Origin of the sequence: Pseudozobellia thermophila, from assembly GCF_900141855.1 — a bacterium.
GTDB classification, from domain to species: Bacteria; Bacteroidota; Bacteroidia; order Flavobacteriales; family Flavobacteriaceae; genus Pseudozobellia; species Pseudozobellia thermophila.
The window spans coordinates 36,869-54,434 of sequence record NZ_FQYU01000014.1; the positions used below are offsets into that span (position 1 = coordinate 36,869).

Sequence of the window (17,566 nt, forward strand, 5' to 3'; positions counted from 1 at the left end):
GTAATGTGAAGTCACCGACTATGACTTAAATTGAAAATGGCCTTGTTTGGGGCGGATCGAGCGGTTAATGGAGATTATGGAAATGCAAATGGATGGAGTTGTTTTTTGGGGAGGTATGGTAATTGAAAAACATTCAAGATCCATCGATTAAATCTACTTTACTTTATAAATGAATCGTTATCATTCTTATGTAGGGATACATATTTTTGGATGATATAAGGAGTAATGTGCTTTAATGTTTTACCATTTATTGGATGTAATCCTGGGGATTTATAAAACTCGATTTCACTATCACTCTTTTTATGGTACCAAACCAAAGGTTCTTTTTTATGGTTAAAGAAGGTATAGGCGGCATCTACCTTAACCTTTTTCATGTTTTTGAATAAATAATCATTAAACGGGATTACTTTGGTGCCCCATGTAGAATAGGGGCCCTCATCACAAGAATATTTGACGTATAAGGAATCGGCCCAGGTCATACACGCAGTGGTTATTCTCCCATCCGTCATTTTCTTGTGCTTAGATCCAGAAACAAAGAATACAATAAGTAGAATGCCAATTACCCCCATGGCATAAAATAAAATCCTTTTTCTTTTTAGGGGGCTGTTGTTTTCTACTGTTCTTTTTACAGGTTTTGACGAGTGGGATTGTTGTCGAGATTTTTTTATATAATCTGTATAACCTTCAAACCCCAAAAACTGACAAAGTATGTCTACGCTTGCGGATTGGGGAATACCACATTTATTGGATTTGGCAACATACTTATCATAGGCTCTTTCAAGGGTTTTGGTACTTAAACCGGTGTGGTCGCTTATATATTGAGACAAGCCATGCTTTGAATGGGAAATGTGTTCGGCTTTTGCTTTTTCGAAAGCCTTTATAACGATCTCACTGATTATATTCTCATTCATGAGTCTAAAATACAAAAAATGGTCACTGAATATTTAATCCTAAACGTCTCTTTAAGAGCCTTTTCCATCCATGTCCGATAAATGACCAATCAATGTCCAATATCTGTCTACAACAGGCTTGAATCCTTTGTTTTCCTTTGTTCCCGGAATGATTCCAGCTATGCTTTGCAAACATAGTTTTTCTAGAAAAATCATTCGTAAAGGAAATCCGCGATACAGTCGGCAAAAGAGCTGATTGAGAAGTAAGCTTAATGCTGCTGTATTCGGATTTACCCACTTCTCACCTTGGGGAGACGTCCCTTCATTTTTCAATGTGATGGAATCATCGCAGGTAACTGAGTATTCACTCGGGCAGCTATCGGCTTGCCCAAAATCAAAGTAAAATGAAGAGAGTATTTTTAGCCCTTGCGGCCATAATCATAAACACGTTTTTGTTTTCATGTACAAATGAAACCGTTTCTGAAATGGATCAACTCTATGGTAGTTATGACACCGAAGGAGACGACGCCGATCCACCGCCACCGCCACCGGAAGGATGATTAATTGTTTGGGGCCATACATTTTGTATGGCCCTTTTATTGTAGTTGGAATTTCAATAGAACAGGTAGATGGTCGGAAAGTTGACGCGCCATTGGCAAATTTTCGCAGAACTTTATATAATCTATGGTTCCGCCCTGCAATTTTAAAATGTTTTTGGAATAGAAAATGTTGTCAATGGCATAGTTTAAGTACCTACCATTTCCATCGCATTTGTGTTTAAGGGTGGTTTTTTGATTGCTGATGCTTGACTTAAATCCAATGTTTTTAAGTGGTTCAAATACGGCTTCCTTTTCATCTACATTAAAGTCCCCCGCCAAAATTAAAGGCTGCTCAGGTTTCTTCTCGGTCAAATATTCTGTTATTGCCATAATCTCGGCTTCGGGGTTTTTTCCGTGTGGTCTGGAGTGAAAATTAAGAATGGTCAGTTTATGTGCATTTATGTAGAAATCTATAAAAAAAGGCTCCCTATCCACTAAAGAGTCCAATTCTTTTATCAGTTGGCCGCGGTTCTTGATTTTAATTTTGCTGGTTTTCCATAGAAAGGCATAGCGTTCGGTGGCGTATTTGCTACTGTTTGTAGGGTTACTGATAACATAATCCCATTTACTGCCCTTTCTATTTAGTAAGTCGCTTAGTTTGGCAACGGCCTGTGCGCCCCCGTAGCCCGCTACCACTTCTTGTATGGCCACGATATCGGCTTCACGAATAATTTCTGCAATCTGTTCCAGTTCTTCCGCATTTTTACTTTGACCGAAATCTTGAATGTTCCAAGAGATAAGAGTTGCTTTTCCTTGACCGAAAAAGCTAAAGTGAACGAGCGTCAACAATAGAACTGTGGTTCTTAGTATCATACCTGTAGTAAGGTTAGATCCAAAAATAATTTAAATAATTAAAGCCAATTACGGAAATCTGTAAGGTGTTGGTTTTTAATAGGGTTAAGTTTGGGTATTGTAAATAAAAAACTGATATGGCTGTAAAACATACACCTACAAATGAAGTTCATAAGGGAACAAAGGGAGGAATCACTGGTTGTGGATTTAATACAAGTGAAAATCCAGATCATTGGGTAACTACATCGGAACAAATTACTTGCGATAAAAATGGGTGCAAAAATTAAAATTGCCCATAAACGAGAGTTTAGCAAAGATAAAATTATCCGATGGAGGGGAGAAGAATGGCTACCTATTCGGTCACTTAATCGGATTGTATTTAGAATACTTAAAAAGGAAGAGTTGCCTATGAGAGCTATGGAGTATAAGGTTATACCTTTTATCGCTGCAATTGATGCCAACAAAGGGACATCTAAACATGTTGCCGACCAACTTGAGGAAATAATTGAACATCATTCTAACCAAGGGTGGAATTATGTAAGACTTGAGAGCGTGTCTACACAAGTGTTGCCGCAGAGTGGCTGTTTTGGATTGAGGTCTAGTCCAGGTTATACAACAACAAGGCAAATGATTGTATTTAAGAAAGGTTAAATGCGGCTTTTTCTACTGTTTTCTATAATAATGTATTGGATAACGATTCCAAAGTCAAAAAGAAGAAACTGTATTTTTCATGAATCTTGCTCACATTATGTATATAGAATTACCAGGGACAATGGTTTTTATGAAGGGTTGAAAGCACTTCTTTATCGATATAGGAATTGTAGGCCTGAAGCCGAAGTCTTTATCCATCCAATTACTGGGAAATATCAATTGATTCTGCCAGATAAGACTATCCTTGGACAGGATGAAATTGCAGACCGATTAACGTCTTGATTAATTGTGTGGAGATGAAGAAACCATTGAAAAGTTTGGCAGCCTTGTTTAAGGGAATAGATATGCATGCCTCTGTTAAGAATACTGTTGTTATTCTAGTAATCTTGGTGTTGCTCTCGTTTATAGGGCCTGTCGAAAATGAAAGAGGGGTTTACATCTGCAAAGGAAAAGGGAGTAAAAAATACCACTATATAAAATCGTGCAGAGGATTGTCCAATTGTTCGACCAAAACTTATGAGGTATCGATTTCCAGTGCAAGACAATTGGGGAGAACTCTTTGTGGCTGGGAAGATTAGATTTAGAATAAAAAAGACGGTAAATAACTGTTCTTTTTTTTGCTTTACGGATATCTGTAAGGGACAACCATCTAATTGTCATAGGTTTGAACAAGAGATGAACCGACCAAACCCAAAAGCATATGAGAGCCGTTTTTAAAAAGGATATTTTTAGTTACGTCGCATTGTTGTGCGTGGCGTTCCTGTTGCTTTCGCTGTTGAATTGGCGGAGCGAATACTATACACTTTTGAGAACTGTTGTTTTTATAGGGGCGGTACTTGTCGCGCTAAAGGAATCAAAGGTTCTTTTTACCTTTTTTTGCTTTGCTCTCGTGGCTTACCTCTTTAATCCTTTTATCCCGGTTTACCTATACCGCAAAATAATATGGATTCCCATCGACCTTATCTGTGCCCTCCTTTTTCTGCTTCAGGCCTTTCAAATTCGAAAGCGGCCTAAACCCTACGTTCCCTATGCCCCTAAAAAAAGGAAAGCAAAGTCCTACGGACGCGATAAAAAATACTAAACCAATACATTTCAAATTATGGAAGATACTGCAATATCAGAAGAGATTAAAAGTCATTTTTTGCGCTTGTACCAAATTGCATTGACCGATGATGATTTTAGTCCGCTGGAAATGAAGTTGTTATATGAATTTGCCAGTGAAAGAAACATCTCGAAAGAACAGTTGGATGAGATTTTGGTAGCACATCCAGGGGCTATAACCATACCCGAAACCGTTGAAACACGTATCGAATACCTCTACGACTTGGCCCGTATGATCTGGGCCGATGAAAAGGTAACCGAAGATGAATACAACACCCTAAAAAAATATTGTAGAAAGTTCGAATTTTTGGAGGAGAATGTAGTCCCCTTGGCGGATTACCTCATTGAAAGTGCCAAAGAAGGCAAAAGTAAGGAAGCCATTCTTCAAGAACTTAATAATTAAATAAGAAACCATGGGACTATTAAAAAGTATCGCTCAATTAAAACCGACCAAAAAACCTGAACCCTTAAAGGCGGTCAAGACCATTGAAGATGAAAAAGTGACCTATCATAAAGACGGACTTGAATCTTCTAAATCGTGTCAAGGGCAACCTGAGAATTTAAAGATCAACCTAGAGGCCATCTACTATAAGTTTGAGAATAAATGTAAAGTGGAAGAGCTGGAACAGATCAAACTGAAACAACCCTACATGACGGAACTAAAGGGTAAAAAAACAATTCTATTGAATAAAAAAGAAGAGCTTGAACGGGAAAAGGAGCGGCTCGAAAAAATTGAAGATCAAATAGGCGGATTAAAAAACGATATCGTAAATGTGAGGAGAAATCCACAAGATTATGGTATATCCGCTGATCGTAGATCATCTTCAAAGTTTTGGATAGGTTTCGTATTGCTACTGTTTTTAACCCTATACACCTTCATTTTTTATATTTCCACCTCATTCTCGGCATTCTTCAGAACTTTTGATCCTTCAACAGAGCTCTTTGGGGGTATGTTTTATCCACAGGCACTTCAAGAGGCCTATGACGCGGGCGTGTTGGAGTTGGGCTTTATTCTCTTTATTCCTTTCGTGTTTTTTGGCTTGGGCTATCTCATCCACATGTTCTGGCATAAGCCTACGACCCTGAATATTATTAAGGTGGTTATGCTCTTTATCACCACCTTTATTTTCGATGCCTTATTGGCCTATCTCATTGATGAAAAACTGTACAACCTGAACAAGACGTTCGAAGATCCTGATTTTTCAGTCTCCTTGGCTCTTAATAGTCCTAGTTTTTGGGTCATCATCTTTGCGGGTTTCGTATCCTATGTGATTTGGGGCTTGGTCTTTGATTTTGTCATGAAAGAGCATGCCGATAGGGATAAAATCCAAAATTTTATCAACTCGCTTGAGCAGGATATCAATAATCTTCTAGGACGTGCCGAAAAGCACAAGGAGGTTATTGTCGCTATTGAAAAGGTAAAGGACGAGCTTAAGATAAGGTGTACCGAACTAGAGAACATCATTGAAGGTTTTATTCTTCCCATTAGAAACTACAAGGCCCTTTCCTCGGAATACCTGCAAGGATGGTTGGAAAGTATTACTAGGCACGTAGTTTTGGGTCCTGAAGAGACCAAAGCCTATTTAAGCGAGTGTCGCAAAGTTTATGACAATCATATAAAGGAACTCGATTTGGATACGGACACCTACCAAAATAAAGTATACACCAAAACCCTTTAAAATGAAATTTTCAATTCAAATAGTATTAGTAATTGTTTTGTACCTCCTTCAAGGTACGGTCGGATGCAAACGAGACGTTAAGGAAAAACTATCCGAGGTTGAGCTACCAGCGCCCCCTGTAACGGGGGAATGCCCTGAATTTGTCCTGAAAAACAAAGAAAACAACCTGAACATCAGTGTGTTTTTAGATTTGTCGGATAGGATTACGGAAGCAAAAACCATTCAAAAAGATACCCAATACCTTAAAAGTATCTCTAAAGCTTTTGTCAATCATATAAAAACCAAAAAACTAATTCTGTTGCAAGACCGGATACAGCTTTACTTTAATCCCGAACCTGCCAATGAAGGGATCAATTCCATTGCAGAAAAGCTTCATGTAGAATTCAACAGGGATACACCAAAATCAAGGATCCAAGAAACCATTAGGCTCTATGCCGAAGAGCCCATCAAGTTGTATGGGCTGGCACAGGCAGATTCTAAACAGGCCAAAGATTATCCGGGTTCCGATATTTGGCGCTTTTTTAAAGATAATGTGAAGGATTATACGATCAGTACCTGCCACCGCAACATATTGGTGATTTTAACAGATGGTTATATGTACCATAAAGACACCCAAATGAAACAAGGGAACCAAAGTTCTTATCTGACCCCAAAATCCTTGGGGGCATTGCGGCTGAACAACTCCGATTACAAAAAGGCCATGCAAGAAAAGGGCTATGGCTTTATACCCGCCAACGACGGACTGGAAGATTTGGAGGTATTGGTGATCGGTGTTCAAAGTTCCAATACGGCCAATCCGTATGCCATTGATATCATTAGGGAGTATTGGACCAATTGGTTCGAAGCCATGGGAATTAAGAAATACAAAATTCAAAATGCCGATTTGGCCTCCAGTGTAGAAAAAGTAATCGTAAGCTTTATAAATTCATGAAAAAGCCAATCTTCTTTGTCATGCTTCTGTTCTGGATCGGCTCAAACGCACAATCCTCTTGTTCAGATTTGATGGCCATGGTAAAATCGCAAGATTATGGATATACTTATTATAGTTATGACAGTGATGCTATTTCGAAGGTCACCTTTTACGAAGTGTCAGATGATAGCTTTAACAGGTACTATTTCGCCCTTGTACAGTTTACAAGCTCGTACAAAGAATATATTTACCAAGTAGGCCCCAGAACAAAATTCAATTATTCAATGGATTATATGGACAGTGCCGGTAAGGCCTTTTGGAAGTACATTCAGCCCTATAATGAAAATCTAAATTGCGGCCCTGATTTTTAACAGGGGTATCTACAAGAAGACATGAATCAATCGATTATGATAGACCAATGGACATGTTTAAAAAAGCAGCATAAATTAACCTGGATTTGTAGAAAACCTGTCCTACTAATTGGGGGATGAACAGTAAGATTTGCCTTCAACATAATATTTGCCTTAACTTTAATAGTTCTAAACTGACCATGATTATCAATGATTTTCAACGAAGATTCTAGAGTTAAGATCCCTTCCATACTGCATTTGGTCCAATTGGGGTATCAGTACCTATCACTAAAGGATAACAAGTGGGATGAAAGCACTAATATTTTTACCGAAATTTTTGAAAAACAAATAGGAGAGATAAACGCTGGCCTTTCCAAAAACGACATCAAGAAGGTGTTTGATGAAGTTTCCCTTTCATTGGAAAATGAAGACTTGGGCCGTGCCTTTTACAGTAAGTTGATTGACCAATCGGGAGTCAAGTTGATTGATTTTGAAAATTTTGAAGCCAACAACTCCTTTCACGTAGTTACGGAATTGCCCTATCAAAAAGATGATGAATCCTTTAGGCCTGATATCATTTTATTGATTAACGGAATGCCCTTGTTCTTTATAGAGGTCAAAAAGCCAAATAACAGGGACGGTATTTTGGCCGAACATCGACGGATGAAAACCCGTTTCCAAAATAAAAAGTTCCGTAAGTTCATCAATATTACCCAACTCATGGTGTTTTCGAACAACATGAAATATAGCGATGATGACACACAAATGCTAGAGGGTGCTTTTTATAGTACAACCAATTATTATAGCCCTGTTTTTAATTATTTCAGGGAAGAAGAAACTTTTGATTTAGATACCCTGCTTCAACCTATATCAGAGGAGACCGAGAATTTTATTCTTAAGGACACGAATTACTTGAGTATCAAAAACTCAAAAGAATACTTGGCCAATAAAAGCCCGAATACGCCAACCAACGCTATAACTACTTCATTATTCCAGAAAGAGCGGTTACAATTTATTTTACGCTACGCCTTTGCTTATGTAGAAGAAGAAAAGGGATTGGAAAAGCACGTAATGCGTTACCCGCAATTGTTCGCTACAAAAGCTATAGAGAACAAACTGGAAAACGGGGTAAAAAAAGGCATTATATGGCACACCCAAGGTTCGGGAAAAACGGCCTTGGCCTATTTCAATGTTAAACATCTTACGGATTACTATCAAAAAAAGAACATCATTCCCAAGTTCTACTTCATTGTAGACCGGTTGGATCTATTGACCCAAGCAGCCAAGGAGTTCACGGCCAGAGGGCTGGTAGTGCATAAGATTGATTCTAGGGATGCCTTCACAAAGGACATAAAATCGACAGAGGTTATCCATAACAGTTCGGGCAAGGCAGAAATAACGGTCGTTAATATTCAAAAGTTCAAAGATGATCCCGATGTTATCAAAAACAACGATTACAACCTAAGTGTACAGCGTATTTTTTTCTTGGATGAAGTTCATCGAAGTTACAATCCCAAGGGTAGTTTTTTGGCCAATTTGGAATTGGCGGACACCCATTCCATAAAGATTGGGCTTACCGGTACTCCATTGTTAGGAAAGGAATATAATTCTAAAACCTTATTTGGCGATTATATTCATAAATACTACTACAATCTGTCCATTAAAGATGGGTATACGTTACGGCTGATTCGTGAAGAAATAGAAACCAATTATAAACTTGCACTGCAAAAGACCTTGGAAGACATTAAAATCTTACAGGGGAATACGGACAAGAAAATGGTATTTGCCCATCATAGGTTCGTGGAGCCGATGCTCGACTATATCGTAAAAGATATGGAACAGGCCAGGATCTCAATGAACGACAACAGTATCGGTGGCATGGTCGTTTGCGATTCTTCCGATCAGGCAAAGATGATGTACGAAATATTTCAAGATAAATATGCCGCTAAAAAAGAATCTGATTTGCATCTGGCGGCCGAGGAACCTATCAGTTATGGAAGTAAAAAGAAAGAGGCAAGCGATGTTAATTCTGCCCAAGTAATTTTACATGATATTGGCACTAAACAAGAGCGTAAAGATTGGGTGTCTGACTTTAAAGCAGGAAAACTGGATTTCCTTTTTGTCTACAACATGCTATTGACCGGTTTTGATGCCAAGCGATTAAAGAAGCTGTACATAGGTCGTAAAATAAAATCCCATAATTTATTACAGACCCTTACCCGGGTCAATAGAACCTACAAGAACCATAAATATGGTTATGTGGTGGACTTTGCCGATATTCAAAAGGAGTTCGATAAGACCAACCAGGATTATTTTAATGAACTGCAATCGGAGCTCGGCGATGAACTGCAACATTATTCCAACCTTTTTAAATCGGCCAGTGAGATTACAACCGAGATTGAAGAAATAAAGGATGTACTTTTTAAGTTCAATACCGAAAATGCCACCGTTTTTGGGGAACAGATTTCTGAAATCAACGACCGTACCGAAATCAGACTTATTGCCAAGGCATTGAACAATGCAAAGGAGCTGTACAATCTGATCCGGTTGTCCGGCAATTTTGAATTGCTCGAAAAATTGGACTTTAGAAAACTTGCCGTTTTGTCTAGGTTGACCAACGAGAGGTTGGCCCTTATAAATACGAGGGAGGCCTTGGAAAATAATGTAGGCACCGAAAACATTTTGAACACCGCTTTGGAGGATGTCATTTTTGCCTTCACCAAAGTAAAGGAGGAGGAAATGGTTTTGGCCGATGAGTTAAAGAACACCTTACAACGCACGCGTGAAATGTTGGGAGGAAATTTTGACCAAAAAGACCCGGTTTTCGTGTCCTTAAAAGAGGAATTGGAGCGACTCTTTAAAAAGAAAAACCTCAGTGAGGTTACTAAGGAAGAAATGGAGGCCAATATAAAGGCCTTAAACGAGATTTATGATAAAGCGAAGAAATTGGAACGGGAGAACCAATTACTAAAAGCGAAATATGATTACGACGCCAAGTACGCCCGCATACACAAACGTCTCATGGAAAAGAATCCCTTAACGGATAGTGAACGCAAATTGTTCGAGGCCTTAATGGGATTAAAATCTGCGGTGGATAAAGAAATTATGCAGAACTCCAAAATATTGGAAAACGAAAGTTATGTAGAAAGAATGGTTATGCGCTTGGTCGTCAACCAATTTAAAAACGAACAGCACATCCCCATAAACACTACCGATGTAAAGCGCATCAACAGTATTATCGTAAAAGAATATATGAACGAATACAACGGTTTTGTTGCGTAAAACACGGTGTAAGTTGTGTTAATTGGTTTTTATATTCACTAAAAAGCATAACTATTAGTGAATACGATATAAAATGGTATATTTGTAAAAAAGGGCATGTATAAGCGGACATTGCAAGATATTGTTGAAAGCAAGCTCGGAAAAGGGAAGGCCATATTATTGGTCGGCCCCAGACAAGTGGGCAAGACCACATTGATAAAAGAGATCATTGCCAGTAAAGAGCACCTCTTTTTAGATGGTGACGACCCTACCGTAAGAAGCTTGTTGAACACCCCAAATACAACCCAAATAAAAAGTATTTTGGCCGCCCATAAAATAGTTTTTATTGATGAGGCCCAAAGAATTGAGGGTATAGGCCTTACCTTAAAAATTATTACAGATCAATTTAAAGATGTGCAATTACTTGTAAGTGGCTCCTCCTCTTTTGATTTGTCCAACGCACTGAACGAGCCCCTTACAGGCAGAAAATGGGAATATCAACTATACCCCATAAGTTGGGAAGAATTTGAAAACAAACATGGGTATCTGGCAGCGGAACAACAACTGGAAAACAGAATGTTGTACGGGTTTTACCCCGATGTCCTCAATCATCCCGGAGAAGAAAAAGAACTCTTAAAACAATTGGTGAACAGTTATTTGTACAGGGATATATTGGCATATTCCAATATTAGAAAACCCGAAGTACTGGAAAAGCTCGTTCAGGCCTTGGCCCTTCAATTGGGCAGCGAAGTAAATTACAATGAACTTGCCTCAATAGTAGGGGTGGACAAGAATACCGTCGCCAATTACATAGATATTCTCGAAAAGGGATTTGTGATCTATAAGCTCAATAGCTTTAGCAGGAACATCCGCAATGAAATAAAAAAGAACAAAAAAATCTATTTCTATGACAACGGCGTCCGCAATATGGTCTTGGGCAATTTTACCCCCCTTGCGTTGCGCCAAGATACGGGCGCGCTATGGGAAAACTTTTTGATTACCGAAAGGCTAAAACAAAATACCTATAAAAACACGAATGCAAAAATGTATTTCTGGCGCACCAAACAACAACAGGAAGTAGACTTGGTAGAGGAACGGAACGGTGTTATAACAGGATTTGAATTTAAGTGGAAAGCCAAGAAAAAACTGCGATTGCCGAAAACCTTTGTAAATGAATACAAGGCCAAAGAGGTTATTGTGGACCATACCAATTTTAGAGAATTTATTGTCCTATAAACTAAGATACGATCAATGACGACAACCATACAATTTGAAACCCAGACCAAAGCACTTATAGACGACCTTAAAAGTGTTTGTGCCAATTATGGCCTGGGAAATGACGGGAACGAATTTAAGATCATCACCCAGGTTTTTCTATACAAGTTCCTGAACGATAAATATGTCTACGAGTTAAAACAGCTGGAGCCTAGCTTGGCAGAGGCCGAAGATTTTGACGAAGCCCTAAAAAAATATTCCGATGATGAGCTGGAACTGTTGGGCATGCAGATAAGCGAGAATACCGCCCATATTGCACCCAAGAACTTTTTGTCCCGTTTGTTCGAACAGCAGAACCAACCCAAGTTTGCCGAGATTTTTGACCAAACCCTGCTCGATATCGCCAAGGCCAATAACGATATCTTCTCGGTATCTACCCAAGGCGGCGAAAAAATAATTTTGTTCGAGAACATAAGCAAGTATGTGTCCGATAATAGGGATGCCTTCTGTAAGGCATTGGTCAACAAATTGGTGGGCTTTAGTTTTGAGCATATTTTTACCCAAAAGTTCGACTTTTTCGCTACAATTTTCGAGTACCTGATCAAAGACTACAACTCTAACAGTGGAGGTAAATATGCCGAGTATTTTACGCCCCATGCCGTTGCCAAGATCATGGCGGCCTGTTTGGTGCCCGAACAAAATGTAAACAATGTCACCTGTTATGATCCCAGTGCGGGGTCGGGGACCCTATTAATGAATTTGGCACATGCCATTGGGGAGGACAAGTGTACCATTTACTCTCAAGACATTTCCCAAAAGTCCTCGGCCTTGTTGCGGTTGAACTTGATACTGAACAATCTGGTACATTCCATTCAGAATATTATACAGGGCAACACCATTTTATCGCCTTATCACAAACAGGAAAATGGACAATTGGAAAAGTTTGACTTTATTGTTTCTAACCCACCTTTTAAACTAGATTTTTCTGATTACAGTGCCGATTTGGACAGCAAAGCCAATAAGGAACGTTTTTTTGCGGGCATCCCGAGAGTACCTGCCAAAAAGAAAGAATCCATGGCCATTTACCTGTTGTTTATACAGCATATTATGTATTCGCTTAGGGATAAAACGGGCAAGGCTGCCATTGTGGTGCCTACGGGTTTTATTACGGCCCAAAGCGGTATCGATAAAAAGATTAGGCAAAAATTGGTAGAAAGTAAAATGTTGGCAGGAGTGGTAAGTATGCCCAGCAATATTTTTGCCTCCACCGGTACCAATGTGAGTATATTATTTTTAGACAAAGCCAATACCGAAGAAGTGGTATTGATAGATGCCTCTAATTTGGGCACCAAGGTAAAAGAAGGCAAAAACCAAAAAACGGTATTGAGCGAGGCCGAAGAACAGCAGATTATTGATGTCTTTAATACCAAGGAAGCCAAGGACGATTTCTCGGTAGTGGTAAGCTATGACGATATTAAAGCAAAAAACTATAGCCTCAGTGCAGGCCAATATTTTGAGGTAAAGATTGAATATGTTGATATTACGGCGGAAGAGTTTACAAACAAAATAAAGGGCTTTGAAACTAATTTGGAAAGCCTGTTTGCCGAATCTAAACGTTTGGAAAAGGAGATTCAGAATAATTTTAAGAGTTTACGATATGAGTAAGATACTTGTAAACGCGGCTAATTATTCAAAAGAAAGAATTTCGTTGGATAATATCAATGTCCATAATTATGTAACTACCGATAATTTACTGCAAAACAAACAAGGAAAGGTAGAGGCTGAAAAAATGCCAAAGCAAACATCAAGTACCGTAACTCGATACGATGAAAACGATATATTGATTGCAAATATTCGACCTTATTTGAAAAAGATTTGGTTTGCAAATTGTTCGGGCGGTAGTTCGTCAGATGTTCTCACTCTAAAAGTAAAAAAAGGATATAGTCCGAAATTCATTTATTATTCACTTTTTAGAGATGAATTTTTTGATTATATGATGACAGGTTCAAAAGGTACCAAGATGCCTCGAGGTGATAAAAATCAAATTCTAGATTTTCCAATTCCTGATTTTGAACTGGATGAACAAAAACAAATCGCCAAAGTCTTATCCGATTTAGATGCCAAAATAGAAGTCAACAACAAAATCAACCAAGAGTTAGAGGCACTCGCCAAAACCATTTACGACTATTGGTTTGTCCAGTTTGATTTTCCAGACCAAAACGGCAAACCCTACAAATCGTCAGGTGGTAAAATGGTGTATAACGAGCAGCTAAAACGGGAGATACCTGAGGGGTGGGAGGTGAAATATTTAGGTGATTTAGTTGATTGTAATAAGTGGAATAGAACAAAAGAAACCAAATTTTCACGCATTAATTATCTTGACACAAGTAATTTAACTAGAAATGTTATCGATTCTGTTCAAGAGTTGATAGTTGGATTTGATAAAATTCCAAGTAGAGCTCAACGAATAGTATCACCAAACGATATTCTATATTCAACTGTTCGTCCTAATCAAGAACATTTTGGTATAATAAAATCACCAATAGAAAACTTAGTAGCATCTACTGGATTTGCACAAATTCAAAGTAAAAACAATAAGTTTACAAATGACTTTATCTATCAATTTTTATGTCAAGATTATGTTACTGTTAGGCTACAAAAAATAGCTGAAGGGTCGGTTTCAGCTTATCCATCAATATCTCACAATGATATAATGGATTTAAAAATAGTTTTACCGATTGGAGGTAAAATAATAGAAAAAGCAAATACAATCTTTAGCCAATACAATGAGAAAATTGCTTTGAATTTAAAAGAAAACCAAAAACTCTCCGAACTGCGCGATTGGTTGTTGCCCATGTTAATGAATGGGCAGGCGACCGTAAGGAGTCCCGAAAAAGTTCGGGATAAAGGTGGGGTAAAAGAACAGTTAGGTATGGTTGCTGAGGAGGGGGGAACGTATAAAACAAAATAGCATGTACCAAAAGACCCGACCCAATATATCTTTTATAGAATTTATGCAACTTGTTGGTCCTGTGGTTTCATTTAATAGCCTAGAGGGCTGTGAATATATTGTACAAAAGTACAAGGGGACCACAATGGTTTTCAAACGGCAATCCACAAAAGAAATATGGGATATGGATTTAAAGCAAGTTCATAAAGCCTACCTGGAACTAAAAGATTTTAAAACCATAAACTTTAAAGAATATGTGTATAAAAGGCATTCACCTGCATTGGGTTTATTGTTGCATTTGAAATTGTTGGTAGATGAACTAAGAAAGATTATTTAAGAGATTAGGAAGGGGTAGCCTTCACAAAGTTATAAAAGGTTCTTTTGGCAATTATGGTTTTTTTACCAATTGTGAATAAAAATAAAACATGTTTAACTCCTTATTTAACCTCTACCGGAAGCACACGTACAAGACTCCTTTGGAAGACTATACCACAGAGGCTCTTGCGGGACTACTTCAAATGTTTCCTGGGATAACCAACGAGTTTTGTGCTGGGTTTTTAAAATTACCGGAAGACAATTATGAAGTACTGACCCAACAACACTTTGTACTAAGCTCTGACGACCCCAACTGTATTATTGACTTGGTTCTTGCTGGGAAAAATACTATCTGCTTTGTAGAGCATAAAGTAGAGTCGGGGGAAGGGAAGAATCAATTACTCAAATACACGATTGCATTAAATGAGCATTTTGCAAAGAAAGTAAAGCACTTACGGTATTGTACAAAATATGCCGACCCAAAAAGTTTAAGTGATGAAGGCATTGTTTATGCCCAATTTAGATGGTATGAGGTAGCGAAATTTCTACAAGCGTTTGACAATAACCCATTGGTAAAGTCTTTTTTGGAATTTTTAAAAAATAATAAAATGGCCCAAGACAACACTATAAAGAGCGATAATCTGATTGCTATGGAAAGTATGCGAAAAACTATTGAAATTATTGAATTTCATATAGAAAATAGCAAACCGGAATTTGTAAGGAAGTTTGGTAAAGTTAAGTATAACAAGAACTTTAATTGGGACCAAATTCGGAATCATAATAGAATTGTATACTCTGTTGAGGATGTTTTGAAATCAAAGACGGGCAAGTTGTCAGAAATATTATATGGTATTAAGTTTGAAAACTTAAAAATGATTACACGAGTTCTTGTGGCTAAAGAACATGAACATTTTACAACCTTTATTGATCTAGACAATTCTCCGGAATTTAAAAAAATTGAATACGACATAGGTACTGTTTTTCAATTAGAGGAGGATTTAGGTAGGTTTTTGAACAATCAAAATGCGGATAAGGAAATCCAGGATTGGTTTACAGGTAGTTTTGAGAAATTATATGATTTCATCAGCCAGAACAAGCGATTGCCTTGGCGTTTTATAAAGTAAATGCGTCAGAAGCAGCTAGGGGACAGAAGAAAAATAGCAAGTACGTATAGGTGTTTTAAGAATAGCCCGGCAGTAAAGAAGAACAAATTACGATACATACGAAGATTACCACAAAAAAAGTATATCAATGGTTTATGCAGGAGCATTGAAAGATTGGGGTATCTACATTCTTCCATGTCACCTAGCCTGAAGCCCTAGAACCTACCTGCACCCCATACAGTAAGCACTTTTAGCGACGTCCCCTCCATTTACAAGGCCACATAAGCCGTCGGCTATTTTCCAAATTTGTACACGCCGTTTAAGGCTCCTCTCTGGAAAAGGACTACTCTTCAACGGATAATTTTCTTCTATAAAATCAGTAAGGTACAATCTTTAGTTGTTTTCCGAGAAGCTTAGTAATAATTACTAATTATCTCGCATTTTTACTAAAGTTGTTTTAGAATCAATTCGGCTACCCATCCCGTAGACGGAACAAAAAAACACCCAAAAAGTGGTTTCTTGAGTGTCGTGGAGCCGTAGGCGCCCGAGCGTTAAAAAAGGTCCGGTAGCCCTTTTTAGTGAAGGTGTAGCCTTCAAAAACAGGAAAGCCTTCAATACCAAAAACAACCGAGGCTTTTGCCCCGGTTATCGAGTGTGTTGCTATTCCGCCTTTAATAGTCAAGCCCAAAGTGGTCCATTACCTCTTGATAGGACATTTTGGAGTAGTTCAGGCTTTCCGCTTTGCCGCTCTCTGAAGACGAAGGTATGATGACATACCTTGCCCGCCCTGCTGGCGGCCAAAAGTCTGTATCTGCCCTGAAATAAATTCTAATTTGCCCGGCTTGCAAGGCATAGTTCACAGTTATGGTCGCTGTCCAGGTTAAGGGGAGCGGGTAAACGAAGGGTGAAGTTTCAAAATATACTAGAACGACCGAATCTTCCAAAATTTGGTCTGTTACATCTGGGGCGGGTTCGTCGTGATAGCCAAAAGTTGCGGGGCTAGACGACCAGGAAATATCAAACCAATCCGAAGATAATACATTGGCATTCCCATCTTCTCCATCTTCTCCATCTTCTCCATCCTCGCCTTGGGGGCCTTGTTCACCTTGGGGACCTTGAGGTCCCATGGGGCCCTCGGGACCTTCCTTGTCACAGGAAATCAGGACAGTTCCAAGAGCAAAAAATAACAGCATACTTAATTTCATAGTTTTCATAATAAAATGGTTTAATTCGTAATTGTTCTTTGCCAATTAATCAAGAAGAAGGGGTAAAGGTTAACGTGTAGATAAAAAAAAGGGATGGATTATTGGAAGAAACCATCCAGGCTTCGGGGCGGGATGGCGCGCAGGCCTTGGGATCCCGTAGGCGGAACAAAAAAAGCCACCCAGAAGGTGGCTTTATTTTGTGGAGCCGGAGGATTACCTGCGGTGTTCCCTCCTGACCAATGTTGCAAATAAGAAACCACGAAGCTATCGCTTCCGGTTTTGTGTTTTATTCATTTACAAAACTTCGTTTTGACATTTCATAAAACATAAAACCACGCCCAAAGGCGTGGTTTCTTGAGTGTCGTGGAGCCGGAGACGCCCGAGCGTTTAAAAAAGGTCCGGTGGACCTTTTTAGCGAAGGGGCGGGATGGCGCGCAGGCCTTCGAATCCCGTAGGCGGAACGAAAAAGGTTGCACAAAAAGGTGGTTTCTTGAGTATTGTGGAGCCGGAGGATTACCTGCGGTGTTCCCTCCTGACCAATGTTG

The 17,566-nt window shown here is 38.8% G+C and carries 17 protein-coding genes; 14 read left to right on the forward strand and 3 right to left on the reverse strand.

The window, feature by feature from the left end:
- Nucleotides 1-158 precede the first annotated feature (158 nt).
- A complete protein-coding gene (locus BUB37_RS19740; protein WP_072995562.1) occupies nucleotides 159-911 on the reverse strand; it encodes a hypothetical protein in 753 nt (250 codons plus the stop codon).
- Nucleotides 912-1,294: 383 nt separating this feature from the next.
- On the opposite strand from BUB37_RS19740, the gene BUB37_RS21735 reads away from it, so the two are divergent.
- Nucleotides 1,295-1,450, forward strand: coding sequence for a hypothetical protein (locus BUB37_RS21735; protein WP_170863201.1), 156 nt, complete (start codon nucleotides 1,295-1,297; stop codon nucleotides 1,448-1,450).
- Nucleotides 1,451-1,486: 36 nt separating this feature from the next.
- Here the strand turns inward: BUB37_RS21735 and BUB37_RS19745 are convergent, their stop codons facing one another.
- The gene (locus tag BUB37_RS19745) at nucleotides 1,487-2,302 is read right to left on the reverse strand and encodes an endonuclease/exonuclease/phosphatase family protein (protein WP_072995563.1); all 816 of its coding nucleotides are present in this window, start codon (nucleotides 2,300-2,302) and stop codon (nucleotides 1,487-1,489) included.
- A gap of 249 nt (nucleotides 2,303-2,551) precedes the next feature.
- On the opposite strand from BUB37_RS19745, the gene BUB37_RS21990 reads away from it, so the two are divergent.
- The 13 genes from BUB37_RS21990 to BUB37_RS19815 all read left to right on the forward strand — a co-directional run bounded on the left by BUB37_RS21990 (nucleotide 2,552) and on the right by BUB37_RS19815 (nucleotide 15,837).
- Nucleotides 2,552-2,932, forward strand: a complete 381-nt coding sequence (locus BUB37_RS21990) for a hypothetical protein (RefSeq protein ID WP_317616560.1) — start codon at nucleotides 2,552-2,554, stop codon at nucleotides 2,930-2,932.
- Nucleotides 2,933-3,214 carry a membrane protein insertion efficiency factor YidD gene (gene yidD, locus BUB37_RS19755; protein ID WP_072995564.1) on the forward strand — a complete coding sequence of 94 codons (282 nt, stop codon included), beginning with the start codon at nucleotides 2,933-2,935 and terminating at the stop codon, nucleotides 3,212-3,214.
- A 418-nt stretch (nucleotides 3,215-3,632) separates the two neighbouring features.
- On the forward strand, nucleotides 3,633-4,013 hold the full coding sequence (locus BUB37_RS22020; RefSeq protein WP_072995565.1) for a DUF6804 family protein: 381 nt from the start codon (nucleotides 3,633-3,635) through the stop codon (nucleotides 4,011-4,013).
- An 18-nt stretch (nucleotides 4,014-4,031) separates the two neighbouring features.
- A complete protein-coding gene (locus BUB37_RS19770) occupies nucleotides 4,032-4,436 on the forward strand; it encodes a hypothetical protein (RefSeq protein WP_072995570.1) in 405 nt (134 codons plus the stop codon).
- A gap of 10 nt (nucleotides 4,437-4,446) precedes the next feature.
- Nucleotides 4,447-5,712, forward strand: coding sequence for a hypothetical protein (locus BUB37_RS19775; protein WP_072995573.1), 1,266 nt, complete (start codon nucleotides 4,447-4,449; stop codon nucleotides 5,710-5,712).
- 1 nt (nucleotide 5,713) lies between these two features.
- On the forward strand, nucleotides 5,714-6,643 hold the full coding sequence (locus BUB37_RS19780; protein WP_072995583.1) for a hypothetical protein: 930 nt from the start codon (nucleotides 5,714-5,716) through the stop codon (nucleotides 6,641-6,643).
- The gene (locus tag BUB37_RS19785; RefSeq protein ID WP_072995587.1) at nucleotides 6,640-6,993 is read left to right on the forward strand and encodes a hypothetical protein; all 354 of its coding nucleotides are present in this window, start codon (nucleotides 6,640-6,642) and stop codon (nucleotides 6,991-6,993) included. Before BUB37_RS19780 ends, BUB37_RS19785 begins: the two co-directional genes overlap by 4 nt.
- Before the next feature lie 189 nt (nucleotides 6,994-7,182).
- On the forward strand, nucleotides 7,183-10,254 hold the full coding sequence (locus tag BUB37_RS19790; RefSeq protein ID WP_072995589.1) for a type I restriction endonuclease subunit R: 3,072 nt from the start codon (nucleotides 7,183-7,185) through the stop codon (nucleotides 10,252-10,254).
- Nucleotides 10,255-10,350: 96 nt separating this feature from the next.
- Nucleotides 10,351-11,469 carry an ATP-binding protein gene (locus tag BUB37_RS19795; RefSeq protein ID WP_072995591.1) on the forward strand — a complete coding sequence of 373 codons (1,119 nt, stop codon included), beginning with the start codon at nucleotides 10,351-10,353 and terminating at the stop codon, nucleotides 11,467-11,469.
- 15 nt (nucleotides 11,470-11,484) lie between these two features.
- Entirely contained in the window at nucleotides 11,485-13,113 is a 1,629-nt protein-coding gene (locus BUB37_RS19800) for an HsdM family class I SAM-dependent methyltransferase (RefSeq protein ID WP_072995593.1), read from the forward strand.
- Nucleotides 13,106-14,419: a restriction endonuclease subunit S gene (locus BUB37_RS19805; RefSeq protein WP_072995595.1), complete on the forward strand. Its 1,314-nt coding sequence runs from the start codon at nucleotides 13,106-13,108 to the stop codon at nucleotides 14,417-14,419. The genes BUB37_RS19800 and BUB37_RS19805 overlap by 8 nt, the downstream gene beginning before the upstream one ends.
- Before the next feature lies 1 nt (nucleotide 14,420).
- A complete protein-coding gene (locus tag BUB37_RS19810) occupies nucleotides 14,421-14,735 on the forward strand; it encodes a hypothetical protein (protein WP_072995598.1) in 315 nt (104 codons plus the stop codon).
- A gap of 139 nt (nucleotides 14,736-14,874) precedes the next feature.
- Nucleotides 14,875-15,837, forward strand: a complete 963-nt coding sequence (locus BUB37_RS19815) for a PD-(D/E)XK nuclease family protein (RefSeq protein ID WP_170863202.1) — start codon at nucleotides 14,875-14,877, stop codon at nucleotides 15,835-15,837.
- Between the two features lie 650 nt (nucleotides 15,838-16,487).
- Here the strand turns inward: BUB37_RS19815 and BUB37_RS19820 are convergent.
- Entirely contained in the window at nucleotides 16,488-17,030 is a 543-nt protein-coding gene (locus BUB37_RS19820) for a hypothetical protein (protein WP_072995602.1), read from the reverse strand.
- Nucleotides 17,031-17,566: the final 536 nt, after the last annotated feature.